The organism is Spiroplasma endosymbiont of Tricholauxania praeusta, assembly GCF_964019535.1.
GTDB lineage: Bacteria > Bacillota_I > Bacilli_A > Mycoplasmatales > VBWQ01 > Spiroplasma_E > Spiroplasma_E ixodetis_A.
In genome coordinates this window covers 683318-701012 of record NZ_OZ026450.1, presented here as the reverse complement: position 1 = coordinate 701012, position 17695 = coordinate 683318, and the positions used below count along the sequence as shown (strand labels likewise).

Sequence of the window (17695 nt, the reverse complement as noted above, 5' to 3'; positions counted from 1 at the left end):
ATATTAATATTATTTTCTTTTTTTATTTTTAGTTTTAATTCCAATTTTATTTAATAACGTTAAAATTGAAGATCTATATAATCCTTGCTTTTGCAATAAAAGTGAAGTATAAATAATAGATTGTACTACCGTACCAATAATAATAGCTACTGCATATCATAAAATACCAATATAACTACCATCAATATTAGTAACACCACCAAATAAAGCAATAATAAAAGAACCTCAAGCCCCAACATGACCAAGTACACCAAAACCAAATGCTAAAGCACCCGCAACAGCACTACCAATAACATTAGCAACTATTGTTCTTCATGTATCTCTCACTGCAAATGGAATAGCAGATTCAGAAATTCCCATAAACCCTAATAATCAGGCATTTCACCCTAATGATTGTTCTTGTTTTGTAAATAATTTACGACTAAATACTGTTGATGTTAATGCACAACCCAATGGTGCAATCGGAATCGCTGCTGCTACTGGTCCCATTAATCGACCACCATCTTGTACCATTAATGATGTTGCAACAAGAACAGCTGTTTTATTAATTGGACCACCCATATCAAATCCAACCATTGCTCCTAATAATAATCCAACTAAAAACCCTATATTTGGATGTAACCCCATTCAACTTAAACCATAATCCAATGCACCCATTACATATCCAAACGGTGCTGCTAAAAAGAAAGCGGTTGGAATTGCAATAATTGCTGTACAAAAAACAGGAATAATAATAATTGGCATAATTGGTAATAATCATTTTGGCACTTTTCATGAATTTACAAATCTAACTAAATAACCAGCCATTAGTCCTCCATAAAGAGCACCAAATAATGTTCATGAAACATTAGCATTACCCTGAAAAGGTTGACTTGCATCAATTTTAGAACTAGCAGTAAGATTAAACACTCCTCATCCAAATCACATTCCCGTATCAGGTGATACTAATAAAAATGTAATAATCATTGCTGGAGCAATACCAGGACGTCCTGCGATTGAATAAGCAATATAAGCACCCATGATTGGTATCATCAATGTAAAGCCAATACCAGCAATGTTATTGATAATCATTAATACATGCATTAGCGTTGTACCACCAATTAATCCAGAATTAACTCCCGGTGGATTTGTTTTTAATCAAGCAAGTTGTTCTTCTCATGAATTTTTAAATTCAAATCCATTACCAAAAGTGCCTTTTGCGATACCACCAACAATAGCAAAAATTAAACCAGCAAAAACAACAAATGGTATCATATATGATACTCCACTTAATAAATGTTTTAAAATTGCTGGTTTACCTTTCGAAGCATTTAAAATGAAATCACCACTATTTCCATTGGTTTCACCGTATATTTTTGCTTTTGTTAAACTTTCTTTAATAGTTTGTTTAGCATCTTTAACTACTGGTTTTGTACCACAAGTATATGTTTTTTTACCAATAAAACGTTCTAAGTCAATTGCAACATCTGTTGCTAAAATAACGACATCCGCTTCTTTAATTTCTTGTTCTGTTAGTACATATTCTGGTCCTTTTTGACCTTGACATTCAATATGTACTTGATAGCCTAGTTCTTTTCCTGCGGTTTCTAATAATTCTTTACACATGTAAGTATGAACTACTCCAGTTGTACAAGAAGAAACTCCAACAATTTTTTTTGTTTCCTTATTTTTCATTGTTTTTATTTCTTTTTTAGTACTATTTTTAACTGTTTCATCATTAATAAGCGATATTATTTCTTGTGAATTTGTTGCATTTTTTAATTTTTTACGAAAATCTTCATTTACAAGTTTGATTGCAAGTGTACTTAAAATATCTAAATGTAAATTTTCTGCTTGTGTTTCAGGAATTATTAAAGCAATAATAAAAGTTGTTAATTGTCCATCTATTGCTTTTCAGTCAATACCATTATTATTACATAATATTAGAATTGCAGGTTTTTTAATTGATTTAATTCTAGCGTGTGGAATTGCAATTCCACCTTCAAAACCCGTTGATGATTCTTGCTCACGAGCAAGAAATGCTTTTAGTAATTCATCACGATTAGTAATATAACCTAATGAAAATGCCAAATCAGTAATTTTAGTTAGTGCTTCTATTTGATTTTTAATATTAGATTCAAAAATAATATGTGAGTTGTTTAATAAATCATTAGTTATTTTCAATTTTACCTTCCTTTCCAATGATTATTTTATCTCCTTTTTTTAATAAAAACCAGAGATTTTTTCAGATAATTAAAATATATTTTTAACTATTTATTCAATTAAATTTAATATTTATAAAATTAGATATATTAAATACTTCAAAGTTTTTGCTGTTTTTTAAACAAAATATAATAAATAAAAATTATCAACATTAATCCCATATTTCCTTATAAATTAATATAAATAACTTATTTATAAAATCATGTAAAATTAATTTAGATAAAATTTAAGTATTTAAAGAAAGGGAAAATTAGAGAAATGTTTAAAACAAGAAAAGAAAATTTAAATCAGAAAAATAACAAACTTAAATCAATAACTGATTATCAATGATTAGCTTTAGATATCGGAACAGAAAACTTTAAAGCTAGACATATTAATATAGGTCTTAGATATGATGCTCCAACCTATTTAGCTGAAGACTATGAAAAAAATAGAATTCTTTACGGTGAAGAGGCTAAGGCTTTAACTGACAAAACAAATGAAAACGTTATTATTAAACGTCCAGTTCGTGATGGTAATATTGCTGATCCAGATGCTTTACAACGTATTCTTACTAAAATTTTTCAAGATTTTAGACTTGAAATTAAAGATTTAAAACAAAGTAAAAACAATTCTATAAAAAAAGATGAAAAATTAGATAAAAATCGTAACTTGATTGTGTTGATGGCAACACCAAGTGAAATTAATTCAGTACAAAAAGAAGCTTTAGAAAATATTGTATATCGTTTAGGAGCACTCCGTGGATTTGTACAAGAAGAAGTAAAAATGGCAGCCTTAGGTTCAGGGCAAGATATTTTTGGAAGTGCAATTATGTGCATTGATATTGGTGGTGGCAGTACTGATGTTGCTATTATTAGTAATAATTCAATATTATATTCATATACAACACATTGTGCTGGTGACTATTTAATACAAAAAGTTCAAGAATATATTATAAAAAAACATGCCTTAAAAGTTGGAATAAAAGAAGCTGAAGATGTTATTAAAAATATTGGTTCACTTATGAAATATCAAGATGAAAAACCATACACAATTTCGGGTTTTTCATTACCTAGATTAAATTCTCAGCCAGGAGAAACAATGTCAATTTCTAAAACTATTGAAATTACACCAGAAGAAATTCGTGAAAATGTTATGCAAGTTCAATTCAAAGAACATATTATTCCAGCCATTCGTAGAGTACTAAGAACTGCTGGTGATAAGGCTGCTGGAAGTATTAGTGATTTAAAGAAAAAAGGTAAGGGAATCACAATTTGTGGTGGTGGAGCTTATATTAAAAAAGTTGATAAATTTATTGAAGAAGAATTAGCTAAAGAATATTATATTGAAGTTAAAACTGAAAAAGGTACAAAACCAATGCGTCAAAAATATGAAGGAGATCTTTTTGAAGTGCGGACTGCTCCAAATCCTTTAGATAATGTTATTGATGGTTGTGTAAAATATCGTGATACAATTTACAAACAATTAATAATTGAACAAAATCCTAGTCGTGAAATTCTAATAAAGGACGAAGATTTAGGATAAAAAACTATAAAAATCTTAAATTAATTTAAAAATAGTGCTAATTAGCACTATTTTTAAATTAGTATTTTAAATTATTAAAAATTTTTTAAACTTTGGTAATTTTTTTGAGTTATCAATTCCTGATTCAAAAGAAAAACATTCGTATTTCATAACATTAGATACATCTCAATTTGATATATTTTGATTAAATTTTAAAGCATGAGCAAACATACCATTCATACTTTTTACTTTTGAAGTATCTCAAGTTGAAATATTTCCATTAAATAATAAAGCACTATCAAACATATAGCTCATACTTGTCACTTTTGAAGTATCTCAAGATGATAAATCTTGATTAAATAATGAAGTATAAGTAAACATATAGCTCATATCTATTACGTTTGATGTATTTCACTTTGAAAGATTTTGATTAAAAACTTTTGCATTATCAAACATACAATTCATATCTGTTACATTTGAAACATTTCAGTTTGATATATTTTGATTAAAAGATGCTGCATTTCAAAACATACCACCCATATCTGTTACATTAGATACATCTCAATTTGATATATTTTGATTAAAAGATATAGCACCATGAAACATTCAATTCATATTCGTAACATTTGAAGTATCTCAAGATGATAAATCTTGATTAAATGTTTCACAAAATATAAACATAAATTGTAAAGATGTAATTTCTGATGGTAATTGATTAGGTACTTTTTCAATTGTTCTTGGCATATTAACAACTTGAATTTCTCCCTGATCATTTTTATAAAAACCAATTTGAACAATTTCTTTACTATTTATATTTGATAAATCTCTTTCATTAGTTGTTATTTGTTTGCCATTTTTATCAATGTAAATTGTATCTTGTTGAGTTTTATTATTTAAAACATCATTTTTTTGTGAATTTGTGTTTAAAACAGTTACAGTTAAATTTCCTGCAACCGATGCAAGTGTTAAAACACTTAATGCTGTCAATATTTTTTTCATTTTTTCATCCTTCTATGAAGTTAATTTTACTTTACTACTTTTTGAAGGTAAATTCACAAAAATTATATTTTTTGACTAAAAATTTTTATTTTTTAAAGTTAAAACTTTTTTGCTGCTTCTTTAATATACTGTTCAAATTTATCCATCGTTTTTTCTGGTCCTAATGCTGGTAAACCTCCACCTTTTGCTAATATTTTAGAACCAATAAGTAAATTAGCGTCATTTTGATGAAGTTCTTGAACCTTAGTACCACAAATAAGAATTGGTTCTACTACTTTAGCACCTACAAATTCTCATGTTCCTTTTAAATAAGTTGCATGATTACCTCATAAATATCAGCCATATGGTGCTCCTTGTGTCGCCAAAATTTGAACTTTTAAATGTGGTAATAATCCTCTAGCTTCACCTTGTTTGGTATATTTATAATCAAAAGTTTTACCAGCAACTAAGATGTGATCTAAATAATTTTTTGTCATGCTAGTAACATTAAAATTTGTCATTGGTGTTGTATATATAACTTTATTAACATTTTTTAGTTGATTAATATAATAATCAGAATCTTTTTCATTAAAATATGAAGTAAAGTTTTTTTGCGTAATAGTAATACTTGCCATTGGTATTTGATTTAAATCTAATTCAATTATTGAATCTTCTGGATGAAATTCACGATAATATTTAACAAAACGAGATACTAAACTTTCAGAATAAGATAGTTCTTTTTTAATCATAGAAGAACGAATTACTAATACTTTATTTGCCATTATTTTTGCCTCCGAAATATCTAAAATAACTTTGTAATTTGATTTTATCAGTTTTTATAAAAAAATGAAATATTTATTATAATTTTATCAATTTCTATAAAGTGTTATTATTAAAGTGTGTAAAACTTTTAAAAAAGTTTATAGAAAAATTTTAAATTAAATAGATATTAAATCTAAAAAATAGATATAAGTTAGTTATTATAGAGATTTTAGTACTTGTACACAAATTATAATTATTAAGAAATTTGAGATCAGACTATCAAAAAAATGGAAAGAGGTAAAAATATGAATGAAAGAAAACAAAAATTACTTGAATTGATGAATAGAAATTTAAAAATTAGTACTTTAATTAATTACAGATTTAAAATTTCTGAAATAACTAATGCAATTGCAAGTATCAATAATGATTTATATAAACAACAAAAATATTTTTTAGAATTAGAAAATAATAGAAAATAATAGAAAATATAGAAATAAAATTCAAAGAAAATTCAATAAAAACAAAAAGATAAAAAAGAAATTAAATAAAATTTTAAACAAATATTTAGCACAAATAAAAAAATTTAGTTTTTTTATTAATAAATATAAAAAAGAACCTCAACAATTATTTGAAATATTAAGTGAATTAAATTTACTTGTAGGTGAATTAATAAATCAAGAAAACATAACAGATGAAGAATTACAATATTTATTTACAATATCTCATCAATTTTCAGAACAATTAAAAAATGAAAAACCATTAGATTTATCACTATCAAGTAAAAAACAAAGACTACAACAAGAACCATTAGATTTATCATTACCAAATAAAAATCAAATATGAAAATTAACAACAAAAATTAACACATCTTTAATTAATAAAAAACATTATACTAATACATTAGAAACACACACTAAAGACAGTTTATTTATTGAAATAAAAATATCAAAACCTAGTAGCAGTTTTATATATACAAATAATTTTAATGATATACAAACATATTTATTAACCCAACAAATACAACAAAATAATTTTTTAAATAATAATGATAAAAGTAAATATAGAAACAAAACTGATGAAAATGAAAAAAAATCACAAATCATAAGATTTAGATAATTATTATATGTCAAAAAATCATTTTAAATAAATTATTTTTTTAATTATTTTACTAAATTTAAAAATATTGCGTATAATTTATATAATGTCAAAATTTAAGAATAACGGAGAATGAATAATGTCTGAACAAGAAAAAGTTTCTGCTGAACAAAAAATTATTAATATTGCAGTGATAGCACACGTCGATGTTGGAAAGTCAACATTAGTTGATGCTTTATTAAAGCAATCAAATATTTTTCATCAAAACCAAGTTATTGTTGAACAAATAATGGATAGTAATGATCAAGAACGTCAACGAGGAATTACTATTTATTCTAAAAATTGTTCAATCATGCATGGTAATACAAAAATTAATATTATTGATACACCTGGTCATGCTGACTTTTCCTCTGAAGTTGAAAGAATTATGAAAACAGTAGACTGTGTTATTTTACTAGTTGATAGTGTTGAAGGACCAATGCCACAAACTCGTTTTGTATTGCAAAAAGCACTAGAACATAACTTAAATCCAATTTTAATGATTAACAAAATTGATAAAAAGGACCAAAGAATTGAAGAAGTAAAAGATGAAGTATTAGAACTTTTTATGGAATTAAATGCTAATGATGAACAGTTAGACTTTCCAACACTTTATGGAATTACTAAACAAGGTATTGCCCAATATGAATTGAATCAACCAAGCGAAAATTTAGAACCATTATTTGAAACAATTATTAAACATGCTAAAATTTCTAAATTAGTAAAATATAATGAGCCTTTACAAATGCAAATTAGTTCATTAGATTATGATAGTTTTATTGGCAGAATTGGAATTGGTAGATTATTTCAAGGTACTATTTCTGAAGGACAAGAAATAATTGTTGTTGATGATTATGATTTAAAAAGAAAAGCAAAAGTAAAATATTTATTTGTTTATCAAGGATTAAAACGAGTAGCTGTTAAAAACGCTGTTGCTGGTGATATTGTTTGCATAGCGGGTATTGAAAATATAACAATTGGTAATACTATTTGTGATAAAGATAATGTTGTGCCAATGGAACCAATTACAATACAGGCTCCAACAATGTCAATGAATTTCCTTGTCAATAATTCACCATTTTCTGGAACTGAAGGTAAACTAGTAACTAGTAATAAAATTAAAGAACGTTTAACAAGAGAATTAGAAACTAATGTTGGTTTAAAAATAGAACAATTATCCGGAAGTAATGCTGATGGTTTTAAAGTTTTTGGTCGTGGTGAATTACATTTATCTGTTTTAATTGAAAATATGCGTCGCGAAGGCTTTGAATTAGGTATTTCTAAACCGGAAGTAGTATTTAAAAAAGATGAAAAAGGACACACCACTGAACCAGTCGAAGAAATTATTTTAAATCATCCTACTGAATATAGTAGTACTGTTATTAATAATTTAAATCTAAGAAAAGGTATTATGACAAATATGGATTCTGATAATGTTCGTGATAAAATTATTTTTCATATTCCAACAAGAGGATTAATTGGATTTGGTCGTCAATACGTTAATATTACTCGTGGAACGGGTGTTATGGTTCGTAGTTTCCTTACATATGAACCATTAAAAGGCGAAATTAATAATAATAGAAATGGCGTTCTAGTAAGTATGATTACAGGGACAACATTACCTTATGCTTTAAATTCTTTAGAAGAACGTGGTACTTTATTTGTTAAACCGCAAACTAAAGTGTATGAAGGAATGATTATTGGTTTAAGTAATCGTGATAAAGATTTAGATGTTAATCCTTGCAAAGCAAAACAATTAACAAATACTAGAAGTTCAGGTAATGATGAAGCTGTTAGATTAACACCACCAACTATTTTTAGTTTAGAAGAATCTTTAGAATTTATTGCTAGCGATGAATTAGTTGAAGTAACACCACAAAATATTCGTATGCGTAAAAAATTCTTGACTGAAAATGAACGTAAACAAAATAGAAATCGTAAGTAATACTTACGATTTTTTGTTTAAAGATTAAAAGGATTATAATTTACACATTTAACTGTAGATACTCAATATTCTGATTCAATATCAATAATATCATTTAAAGACAGAATTTTTTGATTTTCTTGCAATATATCTTCTATCTGTATTGTTTCATAATTAGCAAAGTTATTAACTTCATTAATCATTAATTGAATTTGCTTATCAAGCAGTTCTTTATTTTTTTTCTAATAAATTCAGGATTTGATTTATTTTTTTCTAAATATTGTTTTTGTCTTTCTGCATGTTTTTGTTTTTTAGTTTTAATGTTTTCAAATGAAATTTATACAAAAATAGCGGGAGAAGGCACAAAAATAGATTCATCTTTTGTTTTTTCGTTATTGTTATTCTCTAACATTATATCCATATTTTATATTTCCTTTTTAAAATAAATAGTGTATTAAACTTATATTAAGTTTATGTTTTTGATTTTAGCATCTTTTTTAATTTAGAAAAATAGTTACCAAAATGGTAACTATTTTTATTTTGCTATAAATTTATTATTAATTTTAGTTTTATGTTGGATTGATAAACTTATTTTATTTATTTCATCAATAAAATTATTATCTTTTTCTATATCTCAACCATTTTTTTGATCAATTTCTTTTGTTATTTTTTCCAATTCTATTTTGATTTCTTTTAAACTAGTTTTATTAATATTATCATTTAATCTTTTTTCAATATTTTGAATTTTTATATCAATTTCATAATATCAAGTGATATCTACAACATTGCAAAGTGGTTCTTGTATTCAAGCATGGTACATTTTTCTTTCTTCAAATCCTTCTGGAAGTTTTATTTCTTCTTTAATTTCAGCAATTAATTTATATATACTTTAAAAATTAAAATAATGAGTTGAAAACTTAAATTAAGTTTAAAAAATTATATCATAATATCTAGAATATTTGGTGTTAAATTTTTATACATATTTTTAAAATATAAAAAAATAGTTATAGATAAATAAAACTACTCAATTGAGTAGTTTTATTTATCTTCTTCAATTTTTACTGTCATTTCTTGATCATCAAAAACAAATTTAACTTTTTTATCATCTTTTTTATTAACAGCATCACTGGGTTTATCATTTTTTTTATTTTCAAATAAAGGTTTTGGTTTTTTCTTTAATTCTTTTTCATTTTTTAAATAATATTTTTGAACTATATCAAAAAGTTCATTATTTAAACTACCATCTTTATATCTCTTTTTAAATTTATAAAAATACTTATAACGCTTATCTAAAATTATTGATTTAATTTCATTAAAGAGTATAAAAGCATTTCTACTTGAAAATTTATAATTATTTTTACCTATTTTTACTAAATTATCACTTATAATATTATTTATTTTAAACTTAAATCTTTTTCTTTTAAAAAGAAAAATAACTAAAATAAAAATAAAAGTTAGCATTAATAATAATATTGATAATCCTATGATTATTCAGTCCTTTATTGAAAAATCTGATCAATTAACTAAAAACATTATATTTAAATTATTTTGCATATAAATAACCCCCTAAATTTTCTTAATATATAAATTTGCGTCATTTTATAAACAAGTTCTTCTTATCTTTTATTTTGGATAAATTACATTTAAAATTACACTTCCAATAACTAAAGGGTCATCATAAGTCATTTCAACTGTTAAAGTAGTTGGTTTAATGTTCATATTATTATATTTTAAATTACCTAAAATAATTTTTTCTTTTATTAAATTTGATTGTGGATTACTTTCAATTAGTCTCTCTTTAATAACCTCCTTTACAGTTTCTGGACTTGTCATTTTCAATTTGTCTTCAGGTTTTAATTGCAGATTTGTTTTGTTTTTGAAAATTACTGCTAAAGTTTGTTTATTATCACTAATTGATGATTGTTTAGAGATCGAATCATTTGATTTTTTTTTATTTTTTTCTTCCTCTTCTTCTTCTTTTTCTCCTTCTGTTTCGGCAATAGCTGTCATACCACCAGCAATGGTGGCTCCAATTAAAGCTGCAGAGCCGATAAGACCAGCAATAATTTTTGTTGATTTCTTCTTCTTTTTCTTTTCTTCTTCTGACATAAATTACAAACCTCTTTTCTAAGCCCTTAATTTTTTTCAAAATTAATTTTACATGATTAAAAATAATCTATTGACATTTTACTTTTATTAGAGTAGAAATTTAAATAAACAATTAGTTGTATAAATTACTGATGTATTTTTTTATTTTTTGAAAATTAATAATCTTAAACATTAAAATAGTAATTATTATTACTTTTAATAAAGTTTTTTATCTTATTTTTTAAAGAACTTAGTAAAAATAAGATAAAATATTAATATTGCATTAAAGAAAAAGGTGAACGCATGTCATTTCAACAATTTAATTTACAACCATGACTAATTGAAAATTTAAAAAAAGAAAAACTAATTAATCCAACACCAGTCCAAACCGAAATTATTCCTTTAGCATTAACTAATAAAAACTTAATTATTAAAAGTGCTACTGGTAGTGGTAAAACTCATACTTATTTAATTCCAATTTTAAATAATTGTAATGTTACTTTAAAAGTAACACAAGCAGTTATTATTACACCTACTCGTGAACTTGCTCAACAAACGTTCAATTTTTTAAAAGCTTTAATCAAAGATCAAAATATTAGCATTGCTTGTTTAGTGGGTGGCAAAGATATTATTCGTCAAAGTAATAATTTAAGTAATAATCAACCACAAATTGTAATTGGAACTCCAACTAGATTAAAACGTTTATATGAACTTAATATGTTAGCAATTACTACTACTAACACTTTAGTTATTGATGAATGTGATATGTTATTTGATATGGGATTCATGGAAAATTTAGATTTTTTAATTACTAAAATGAATAAAAATACTCAAATTATGACTTTTTCAGCAACAATATTACCCCAACTAGTTACTTGATTAAAAAAATATATTACTAACGCTACTACAATTAGTATTGATAATAAATCTCAAAAAATTCAACATATTTTTATTAATCGTCATCATCAAGATAGTAAAAAACAACTACAATCATTATTAACAATGTTTGATCCTTATTTATGCTTAATTTTTGTTAATAACAAAGAAAATATTGAAGAAATTGCAAACGTCTTAATTGAAGAAAATAAAAAAGTAGCAATCTTACATGGTGGATTACCAGCACGAGAACGTTCTCAAACTTTTAAACGTATTAAAAATTTTGAATATCAATATGTTGTTTGTTCAGATATCGCAGCACGTGGTATTGATATTGAAGGGGTATCTCATGTTATCTCTTTACAATTACCGACAAATAATCTAGAATATTATTTTCATCGAGCAGGTCGAACAGGACGAGCTAACTATTCAGGTATTTCTTATGTATTTTATGATAAGAGTGATAATTCTACTATTCATAAGTTAAAAAATTTAAATGTTCCAATAGAATACTATAAAATTAAAGATAATAAGTTACTACCAGAAATTAGTAATGACAACATCGTTGCTCATAAACGAAAAATAGAAAGAAATAAAGAAGAGCAATATGTTATTAATCGCTTTAAAAAAAATAAAAATGTAACTCCTGGTTATAAGAAAAAATTTAATAAAGATTTAGAAGCAATAAAAAAAGAAACAAGAAAACAACACATTAAAGCATCAATTAAGAAAATTAAAAAAACACAAGCAATTGCAAGAAGAAAAAAACTTTTTGATGAAAATTAATAATGAAAGAGGAAGCAAGATGGAAAATAACAAATTAATTATTGGATCTCATGTTTCAATGAAAGCACCAAAATATTTATTGGGTGCTCTTGAAGAGGCTCTAAGTTATAATGCCAATACGTTTATGTTTTATACAGGTGCTCCACAAAATACAATTCGTAAATCAACCAAAGCATTATTTATTAAAGAATTTACAGAAAAACTAATTGAAAAAAATATTGATATTAATAATCTTATTGTTCATGCTCCTTACATTATTAATCTGGCTAATAGTATTAACAAAAGTACTTACCAATTAGCAGTAGATTTCTTACGACAAGAAATAATTCGCTGTCAAGATATTGGCATTAAAACTTTGGTTTTACATCCAGGTAGCGCTGTTGGTGCTTTACCACAAACTGCTTTAGAACAAATTGTTAAAGGACTAAATGCAGCATGTTTAGAAAAACAAACTGTAAAAATTGCTTTGGAAACAATGTCAGGAAAAGGTAGTGAAGTAGGAACTACTTTTGAACAACTTCAATATATTATTAATAATGTAAAAAGACCCGAACTAATTGGTGTTTGTTGAGATACTTGTCACTTATCTGATGCTGGTTATGATCTTAATAATAATTTAGAACAAATAATACAACAATTTGATCAACTTATTGGATTAGATAAATTATTAGTTATTCATGTTAATGATTCTAAAAACCCAATCAATGCTCATAAAGATCGTCATGCTAACTTAGGAATGGGTTACCTTGGTTTTCAAACTTTAATTAACATTATTTATCATCCATTGTTGCTTACTAAAATAAAAATTTTAGAAACGCCATGAATTAATGGTCATCCACCTTATTTACATGAAATTAAAATGATAAGAACAAAAAAATATAATAAAGAAATTTTAGAATCATTAGGAACTAACAAATAATGAAAAGAATTGGCATTTTTGGTGGAACTTTTGATCCATTTCATAATCAACATTTAAACATTGCAAATACAGCTTATCATAAACTTTCACTTGATGAAGTTTGAATTTTACCAACAAAACAAAATCCGTTAAAAGATAGTGGCAGTGCCAGCGATCAACAAAGAGTCGATATGATTAATTTAGTTATTAAAAACTATTCTTGAATAAAATTAAATGATTATGAACTAACAAGTAAGCAACCTAGTTATACTATTAATACTATTAACTACTTTATTGAAAACTATCCAAATCACAAATTCTTTTTTATTATTGGTTCTGATAATTTATATACCTTAAATAAATGACAAGGAATTGAACAGTTAATTAATTTAGTTAAAATTATTGTTGTTAATCGCCCTCATTATCGTAAAACATTAGAACTAATGTCAAAATACAAGTGTCAAAATTTAGTAGTTCGACCAAGTAGTGATATTAGCTCTGCCAAAATTAGAAATGGTGAAATTATTAATCAAATTGATATAAAAATTAATGATTATATTAACAATAATTTAATATATAGTTATGAGCGTTTAAAAGCAAATTTGGATAACAATAGAACTGAACATTGTATTAATGTTGGTAAAATGGCTGTTAAATTAGCAATCCATTATAACGAAGATGCTAATAAAGCCCTAATTGCAGGAACTTATCATGACCTTTGCAAACAATGAAGTAAAAATAAAATGACTAAATTTTTAACAAAATATAATAAAGAAATTTTACAAGAACCATTTCCAATTTGACATGGTTATGTAGCAGCATTGTATTTAAAACATCATTATCAGTACCATGATGATTTAGTTCTTCATGCAATTGCTAAACACACTACTGGTGCAAACGAAATGAAACCTTTAGAATTAATAGTATTATTAGCAGATAAAATATCAATTGAACGTAACCATTATTATGTTGAAGAATTAAGAAAACTTGCCTTTCAAGATTTAACTGTTGCTTTTAAATACTATCTAGAAATTTTAAAAAAGCATTTACTAGAACAAAAAAAACCATTAAATAATAAGTTTTTAACAATATATGAAACGTGAAGTAATAATAATTAACAAATAGTATCTACAGTAAAATACTTATTTATTAATTATTTAATATATAATATTAAAGAAAAGGGAAATTTAATAAACTAAATAGTATTGTAATAATATAAACAAATAATTGTAACTAAGGAGTACTAATAATGAGTTTAGTGAGTAAAGAATTAGAAACCAAAAATGGAAAAACAGTTAAACTTAAAATAGATAATTCAAATTCAAATCAAGTTAAAAAAATAAATCTTATTTTTGGAGATAGTTTTGTTGAAATGAAAAAAATGAAAAATGAATTAGTTGATTTTATTTTTATCGATCCACCTTATTTTTTATCAAATAATGGTTATAGTGTTAACGCTGGCAAAAGAACATCTGTTAATAAAGGTGAATGAGATAAAAGTAAAGGTTTTCTTGAAAATTATAAATTTCATCAAAAATGAATTAAAGAATGCAAAAGAATTTTAAAACCAAATGGAACTTTAATAATTACTGGAACTTATCATTCTATTTATATTTGTGGTTTTATTTTACAAGAGCTAAATTTTCACATTCTTAATGATATAGCTTGATACAAACCTAATTGTACACCTAATATTGGTTGTAGAAATTTTACTGCTAGTCATGAAACATTAATATGAGCAAAAAAAGATAGCAATTCTAAACATGTTTTTAATTACAAAGATATGAAATATTCTAAATGAGAAGAAGATAATTTTAAGAATGAAGATAAGCAAATGCGAAGTGTTTGAGCAATAACTACTCCTAAACCATTTGAAAAAATTTATGGTAAACATCCTTCACAAAAACCATTAGATCTTTTAAAAAGAATTATAATTGCTTGTACTAATGAAAATGATATTGTCTTAGATCCGTTTATGGGTAGTGGCACAACTGGTCTTGCATGTAAAATGCACAATAGAAATTTCATAGGAATTGAAAATAATATTGAATATTTTAATCTAGCAAAAAAAAGATTGGATGATAATAATGGTTAAAAATGGAATCGGTGGTGCAAATACAAAAACTGGTCTCGCTTTTGAAGGAGAAAAAGAGTTATATTCATTTTTTAAAAAACAAGAAAATTATGAAATTAAAAATATGATTGGAATTCACAATTTAAAACGAAATGATGCATTTGAATTGTTTTATATGGGAGAACATGTTGCAAATATTTTCAAAAAACATGCAATCTATGTTTATTTAGAAAAACACCACAATTTAAACTGAAATTACTTTTTATCAAAAAAATTACTACCAGATGACAGTATTTTTGTATATAAGAATAATACTTTTTTTATTATTGAAATTAAAACACAAAATGTTGCTGGAAGTGTTGATGAAAAACTACAAACTTGTGATTTTAAAAGAAAACAATGACAAAAACTTTTATCAATATTAAATTGCAAAATTGAATACTGATATTTATTAAGTGATTGATTTAAAAAACCAGAATATAAAAATACTTTAAATTATATAATAGATAGTAATTGTCGTTATTTTTTTAATTATATTCCATTAAAAGAATTGGGTTTACCACTATAACAAATAAAAAATAAATTATTAATAAGGAGATCAAATATTATGTCCAAAAAAAATAAAACAAAAATTACTGCTTCGCCGACAAAAGAAAAAACAACAGCAAAAATAAAAAAAAGTGGTTTCTTAAGCGCAGTTATTAAATACTTTAAAAAATATCCACTACTTTATCTAATTGCAATACTAACCACTATTGCTTCTTCAATAATTTCAGTAATTATTCCTAAAATTACTAATAATTTTTTAGCTACCCCCGATGGTTTTCAATGAGAAAAAATTACTACTTTAGCTTATATTTTAATTAGTTTACAAATTGCATCAGGATTATTTATGTACTTTCGTAATTTAACAGGAAGCATCATTGGTGTTAAAGTTGAAATTGAATATCGAAATAAAGTTTTAAAACATTTACTAGATTTAGATATGTCATATTATGAAGATCGCAAAATTGGTGACACTTTAACAAAACTAATTAGTGATACTAGTGTTATTGGTGAAAATATGCAATCTATTCCTTTAACTATGCTTAGTTCAATTGTGACTTTTTTTGGTTCAATTTACGTTATTTTTTCTTTAAATTGACAATTATCATTAATTGTTTTAGGTATTGTTTTATCAATTTTAATAATATCAGTATTAAATGTTCAAATTATTCGTTATTTAAACTATAAATGAAGAAAAGTTTACACTGAAGTTAATGCTGATATTACTGATCGACTAAATACTATTACTTTAATTAAAAGTAATGCTACAGAAAAAAGTGAAAATAAAAGATTTTCTAATGAACATCTTAAATATTATAAAGCAGCAAAAAAAACTATTACTTTTGAAAGTTTTACTAGAGCATTACTAATTACATTACTAACAGGAATTAACATTGTTGGTTTAGTTGCTGGTTTCATGTTTGTAAGTAAACACATCATTAGTGTTCCAAAACTAATTGCTTTTTTATTAGCAGTCAACACTTTAATTTTCCCAGTTATTCAAAGTATTCAATTCTTAGGTAATTGAGTTAAAACATCAACTTCAATTTTAAGAGTTAATGAAATTCTTAATATTAAACCAAAAATAGTTAATAAAGAAAAAGCCTTACCAGTAAAACAAATTACTAGTGATATTATTTTTGAAAATGTTAATTTCCGCTATGATGAAAAAGAAGACTGAATTTTAAATAACTTCTCTTTCACTTTTGAAAAAGGTAAAAGTTATGCTATTGTTGGTGCAACTGGTGTCGGAAAAACTACTATTTCTAAGTTATTACTACGTTACTATGACCCTGCTGAAGGAAGAATTTTAATTAATAATAATACTGATTTACGTGATATTGACTTAGCACAATACTTACATCATATTGGCTATATTGAACAACATCCACAAATTTTATTTGGCACATTTGCCGAAAACATTAGTTATACTAAGCAAGGAGCAACTTTAGAAGAAATCAAAATTGCTGCAAGTAAAGCTAACTTACATGATTACATTGAACAATTACCTAATGGTTATAATACAATTTTAGGTGAACGTGGGATTAACTTATCTGGTGGTCAAAAACAAAGAGTAGCTATTGCTCGTATCTTTTTAAAAAATCCAGAACTATTAATTTTAGATGAAGCTACTAGTGCTTTAGATAATATTGTCGAAAAGGAAATACAAGCACAATTTAATAAATTAATGATTGGTCGTACTAGTATTATTATTGCCCATCGTTTATCAACAATTAAAACTGTTGATAAGATTTTAGTTTTAGAAAAAGAAAAAGGTTTAGTTCAAGTTGGTACTTTTGATGAATTAAAAGTTAAAGAAGGTCACTTTAAACATTTATATGAAGCTGGAATTATGGGCTAAAATTTTTAATGAACCATTAATATTCCCATATTTAAATTAAAAAATAAAATTAATATTTTCAAA

16 protein-coding genes are annotated in these 17695 nt (G+C 24.9%); 9 read left to right on the top strand and 7 right to left on the bottom strand.

Translation table 4 applies throughout. The features are described 5' to 3' along the window. Positions 1 to 9: 9 nt before the first annotated feature. The gene (locus AACK96_RS03800; RefSeq protein ID WP_338975092.1) at positions 10 to 2163 is read right to left on the bottom strand and encodes a fructose-specific PTS transporter subunit EIIC; all 2154 of its coding nucleotides are present in this window, start codon (positions 2161 to 2163) and stop codon (positions 10 to 12) included. A 297-nt stretch (positions 2164 to 2460) separates the two neighbouring features. Between AACK96_RS03800 and AACK96_RS03795 the strand changes: the two genes are divergently transcribed. Continuing rightward, complete coding sequence (locus AACK96_RS03795; RefSeq protein WP_338975091.1) at positions 2461 to 3726, top strand: rod shape-determining protein; 1266 nt, start codon at positions 2461 to 2463, stop codon at positions 3724 to 3726. Positions 3727 to 3792: 66 nt separating this feature from the next. Here the strand turns inward: AACK96_RS03795 and AACK96_RS03790 are convergent, their stop codons facing one another. Both AACK96_RS03790 and AACK96_RS03785 read right to left on the bottom strand, forming a co-directional pair. Beyond that, positions 3793 to 4704, bottom strand: a complete 912-nt coding sequence (locus tag AACK96_RS03790) for a BspA family leucine-rich repeat surface protein (protein WP_338975090.1) — start codon at positions 4702 to 4704, stop codon at positions 3793 to 3795. A gap of 98 nt (positions 4705 to 4802) precedes the next feature. Then, positions 4803 to 5465: an FMN-dependent NADH-azoreductase gene (locus AACK96_RS03785; protein ID WP_338962913.1), complete on the bottom strand. Its 663-nt coding sequence runs from the start codon at positions 5463 to 5465 to the stop codon at positions 4803 to 4805. 285 nt (positions 5466 to 5750) lie between these two features. Here AACK96_RS03785 and AACK96_RS03780 point away from each other — a divergent pair, with 285 nt between their 5' ends. Continuing rightward, a complete protein-coding gene (locus tag AACK96_RS03780) occupies positions 5751 to 5924 on the top strand; it encodes a hypothetical protein (RefSeq protein ID WP_338975089.1) in 174 nt (57 codons plus the stop codon). A 755-nt stretch (positions 5925 to 6679) separates the two neighbouring features. Next, positions 6680 to 8524, top strand: a complete 1845-nt coding sequence (typA, locus tag AACK96_RS03775) for a translational GTPase TypA (RefSeq protein ID WP_338956865.1) — start codon at positions 6680 to 6682, stop codon at positions 8522 to 8524. Positions 8525 to 8541: 17 nt separating this feature from the next. On the opposite strand, the gene AACK96_RS03770 is transcribed toward typA, so the two are convergent. The 4 genes from AACK96_RS03770 to AACK96_RS03755 form a co-directional block, all read right to left on the bottom strand. Beyond that, positions 8542 to 8706: a hypothetical protein gene (locus tag AACK96_RS03770; protein WP_338975088.1), complete on the bottom strand. Its 165-nt coding sequence runs from the start codon at positions 8704 to 8706 to the stop codon at positions 8542 to 8544. Positions 8707 to 9038: 332 nt separating this feature from the next. Continuing rightward, positions 9039 to 9323: a hypothetical protein gene (locus AACK96_RS03765; protein ID WP_338975087.1), complete on the bottom strand. Its 285-nt coding sequence runs from the start codon at positions 9321 to 9323 to the stop codon at positions 9039 to 9041. Positions 9324 to 9541: 218 nt separating this feature from the next. Beyond that, positions 9542 to 10057: a hypothetical protein gene (locus tag AACK96_RS03760; RefSeq protein ID WP_252320024.1), complete on the bottom strand. Its 516-nt coding sequence runs from the start codon at positions 10055 to 10057 to the stop codon at positions 9542 to 9544. Between the two features lie 69 nt (positions 10058 to 10126). Continuing rightward, positions 10127 to 10612: a hypothetical protein gene (locus AACK96_RS03755; RefSeq protein WP_338975086.1), complete on the bottom strand. Its 486-nt coding sequence runs from the start codon at positions 10610 to 10612 to the stop codon at positions 10127 to 10129. A 282-nt stretch (positions 10613 to 10894) separates the two neighbouring features. Between AACK96_RS03755 and AACK96_RS03750 the strand changes: the two genes are divergently transcribed. From AACK96_RS03750 to AACK96_RS03725, 6 genes are all read left to right on the top strand, one after another. After that, on the top strand, positions 10895 to 12253 hold the full coding sequence (locus AACK96_RS03750; protein ID WP_338975085.1) for a DEAD/DEAH box helicase: 1359 nt from the start codon (positions 10895 to 10897) through the stop codon (positions 12251 to 12253). Between the two features lie 19 nt (positions 12254 to 12272). Further along, complete coding sequence (locus AACK96_RS03745; protein ID WP_338975084.1) at positions 12273 to 13172, top strand: deoxyribonuclease IV; 900 nt, start codon at positions 12273 to 12275, stop codon at positions 13170 to 13172. Then, a complete protein-coding gene (locus AACK96_RS03740; RefSeq protein WP_338975083.1) occupies positions 13172 to 14269 on the top strand; it encodes a nicotinate-nucleotide adenylyltransferase in 1098 nt (365 codons plus the stop codon). Before AACK96_RS03745 ends, AACK96_RS03740 begins: the two co-directional genes overlap by 1 nt. Positions 14270 to 14400: 131 nt before the next feature. Then, the gene (locus AACK96_RS03735) at positions 14401 to 15246 is read left to right on the top strand and encodes a site-specific DNA-methyltransferase (protein ID WP_338962941.1); all 846 of its coding nucleotides are present in this window, start codon (positions 14401 to 14403) and stop codon (positions 15244 to 15246) included. Further along, positions 15239 to 15793 (top strand): hypothetical protein, encoded by a 555-nt coding sequence (locus AACK96_RS03730; protein ID WP_338975082.1) that lies wholly within the window; start codon positions 15239 to 15241, stop codon positions 15791 to 15793. The genes AACK96_RS03735 and AACK96_RS03730 overlap by 8 nt, the downstream gene beginning before the upstream one ends. 39 nt (positions 15794 to 15832) lie before the next feature. Beyond that, complete coding sequence (locus AACK96_RS03725; RefSeq protein ID WP_338975081.1) at positions 15833 to 17632, top strand: ABC transporter ATP-binding protein; 1800 nt, start codon at positions 15833 to 15835, stop codon at positions 17630 to 17632. Positions 17633 to 17695: the final 63 nt, after the last annotated feature.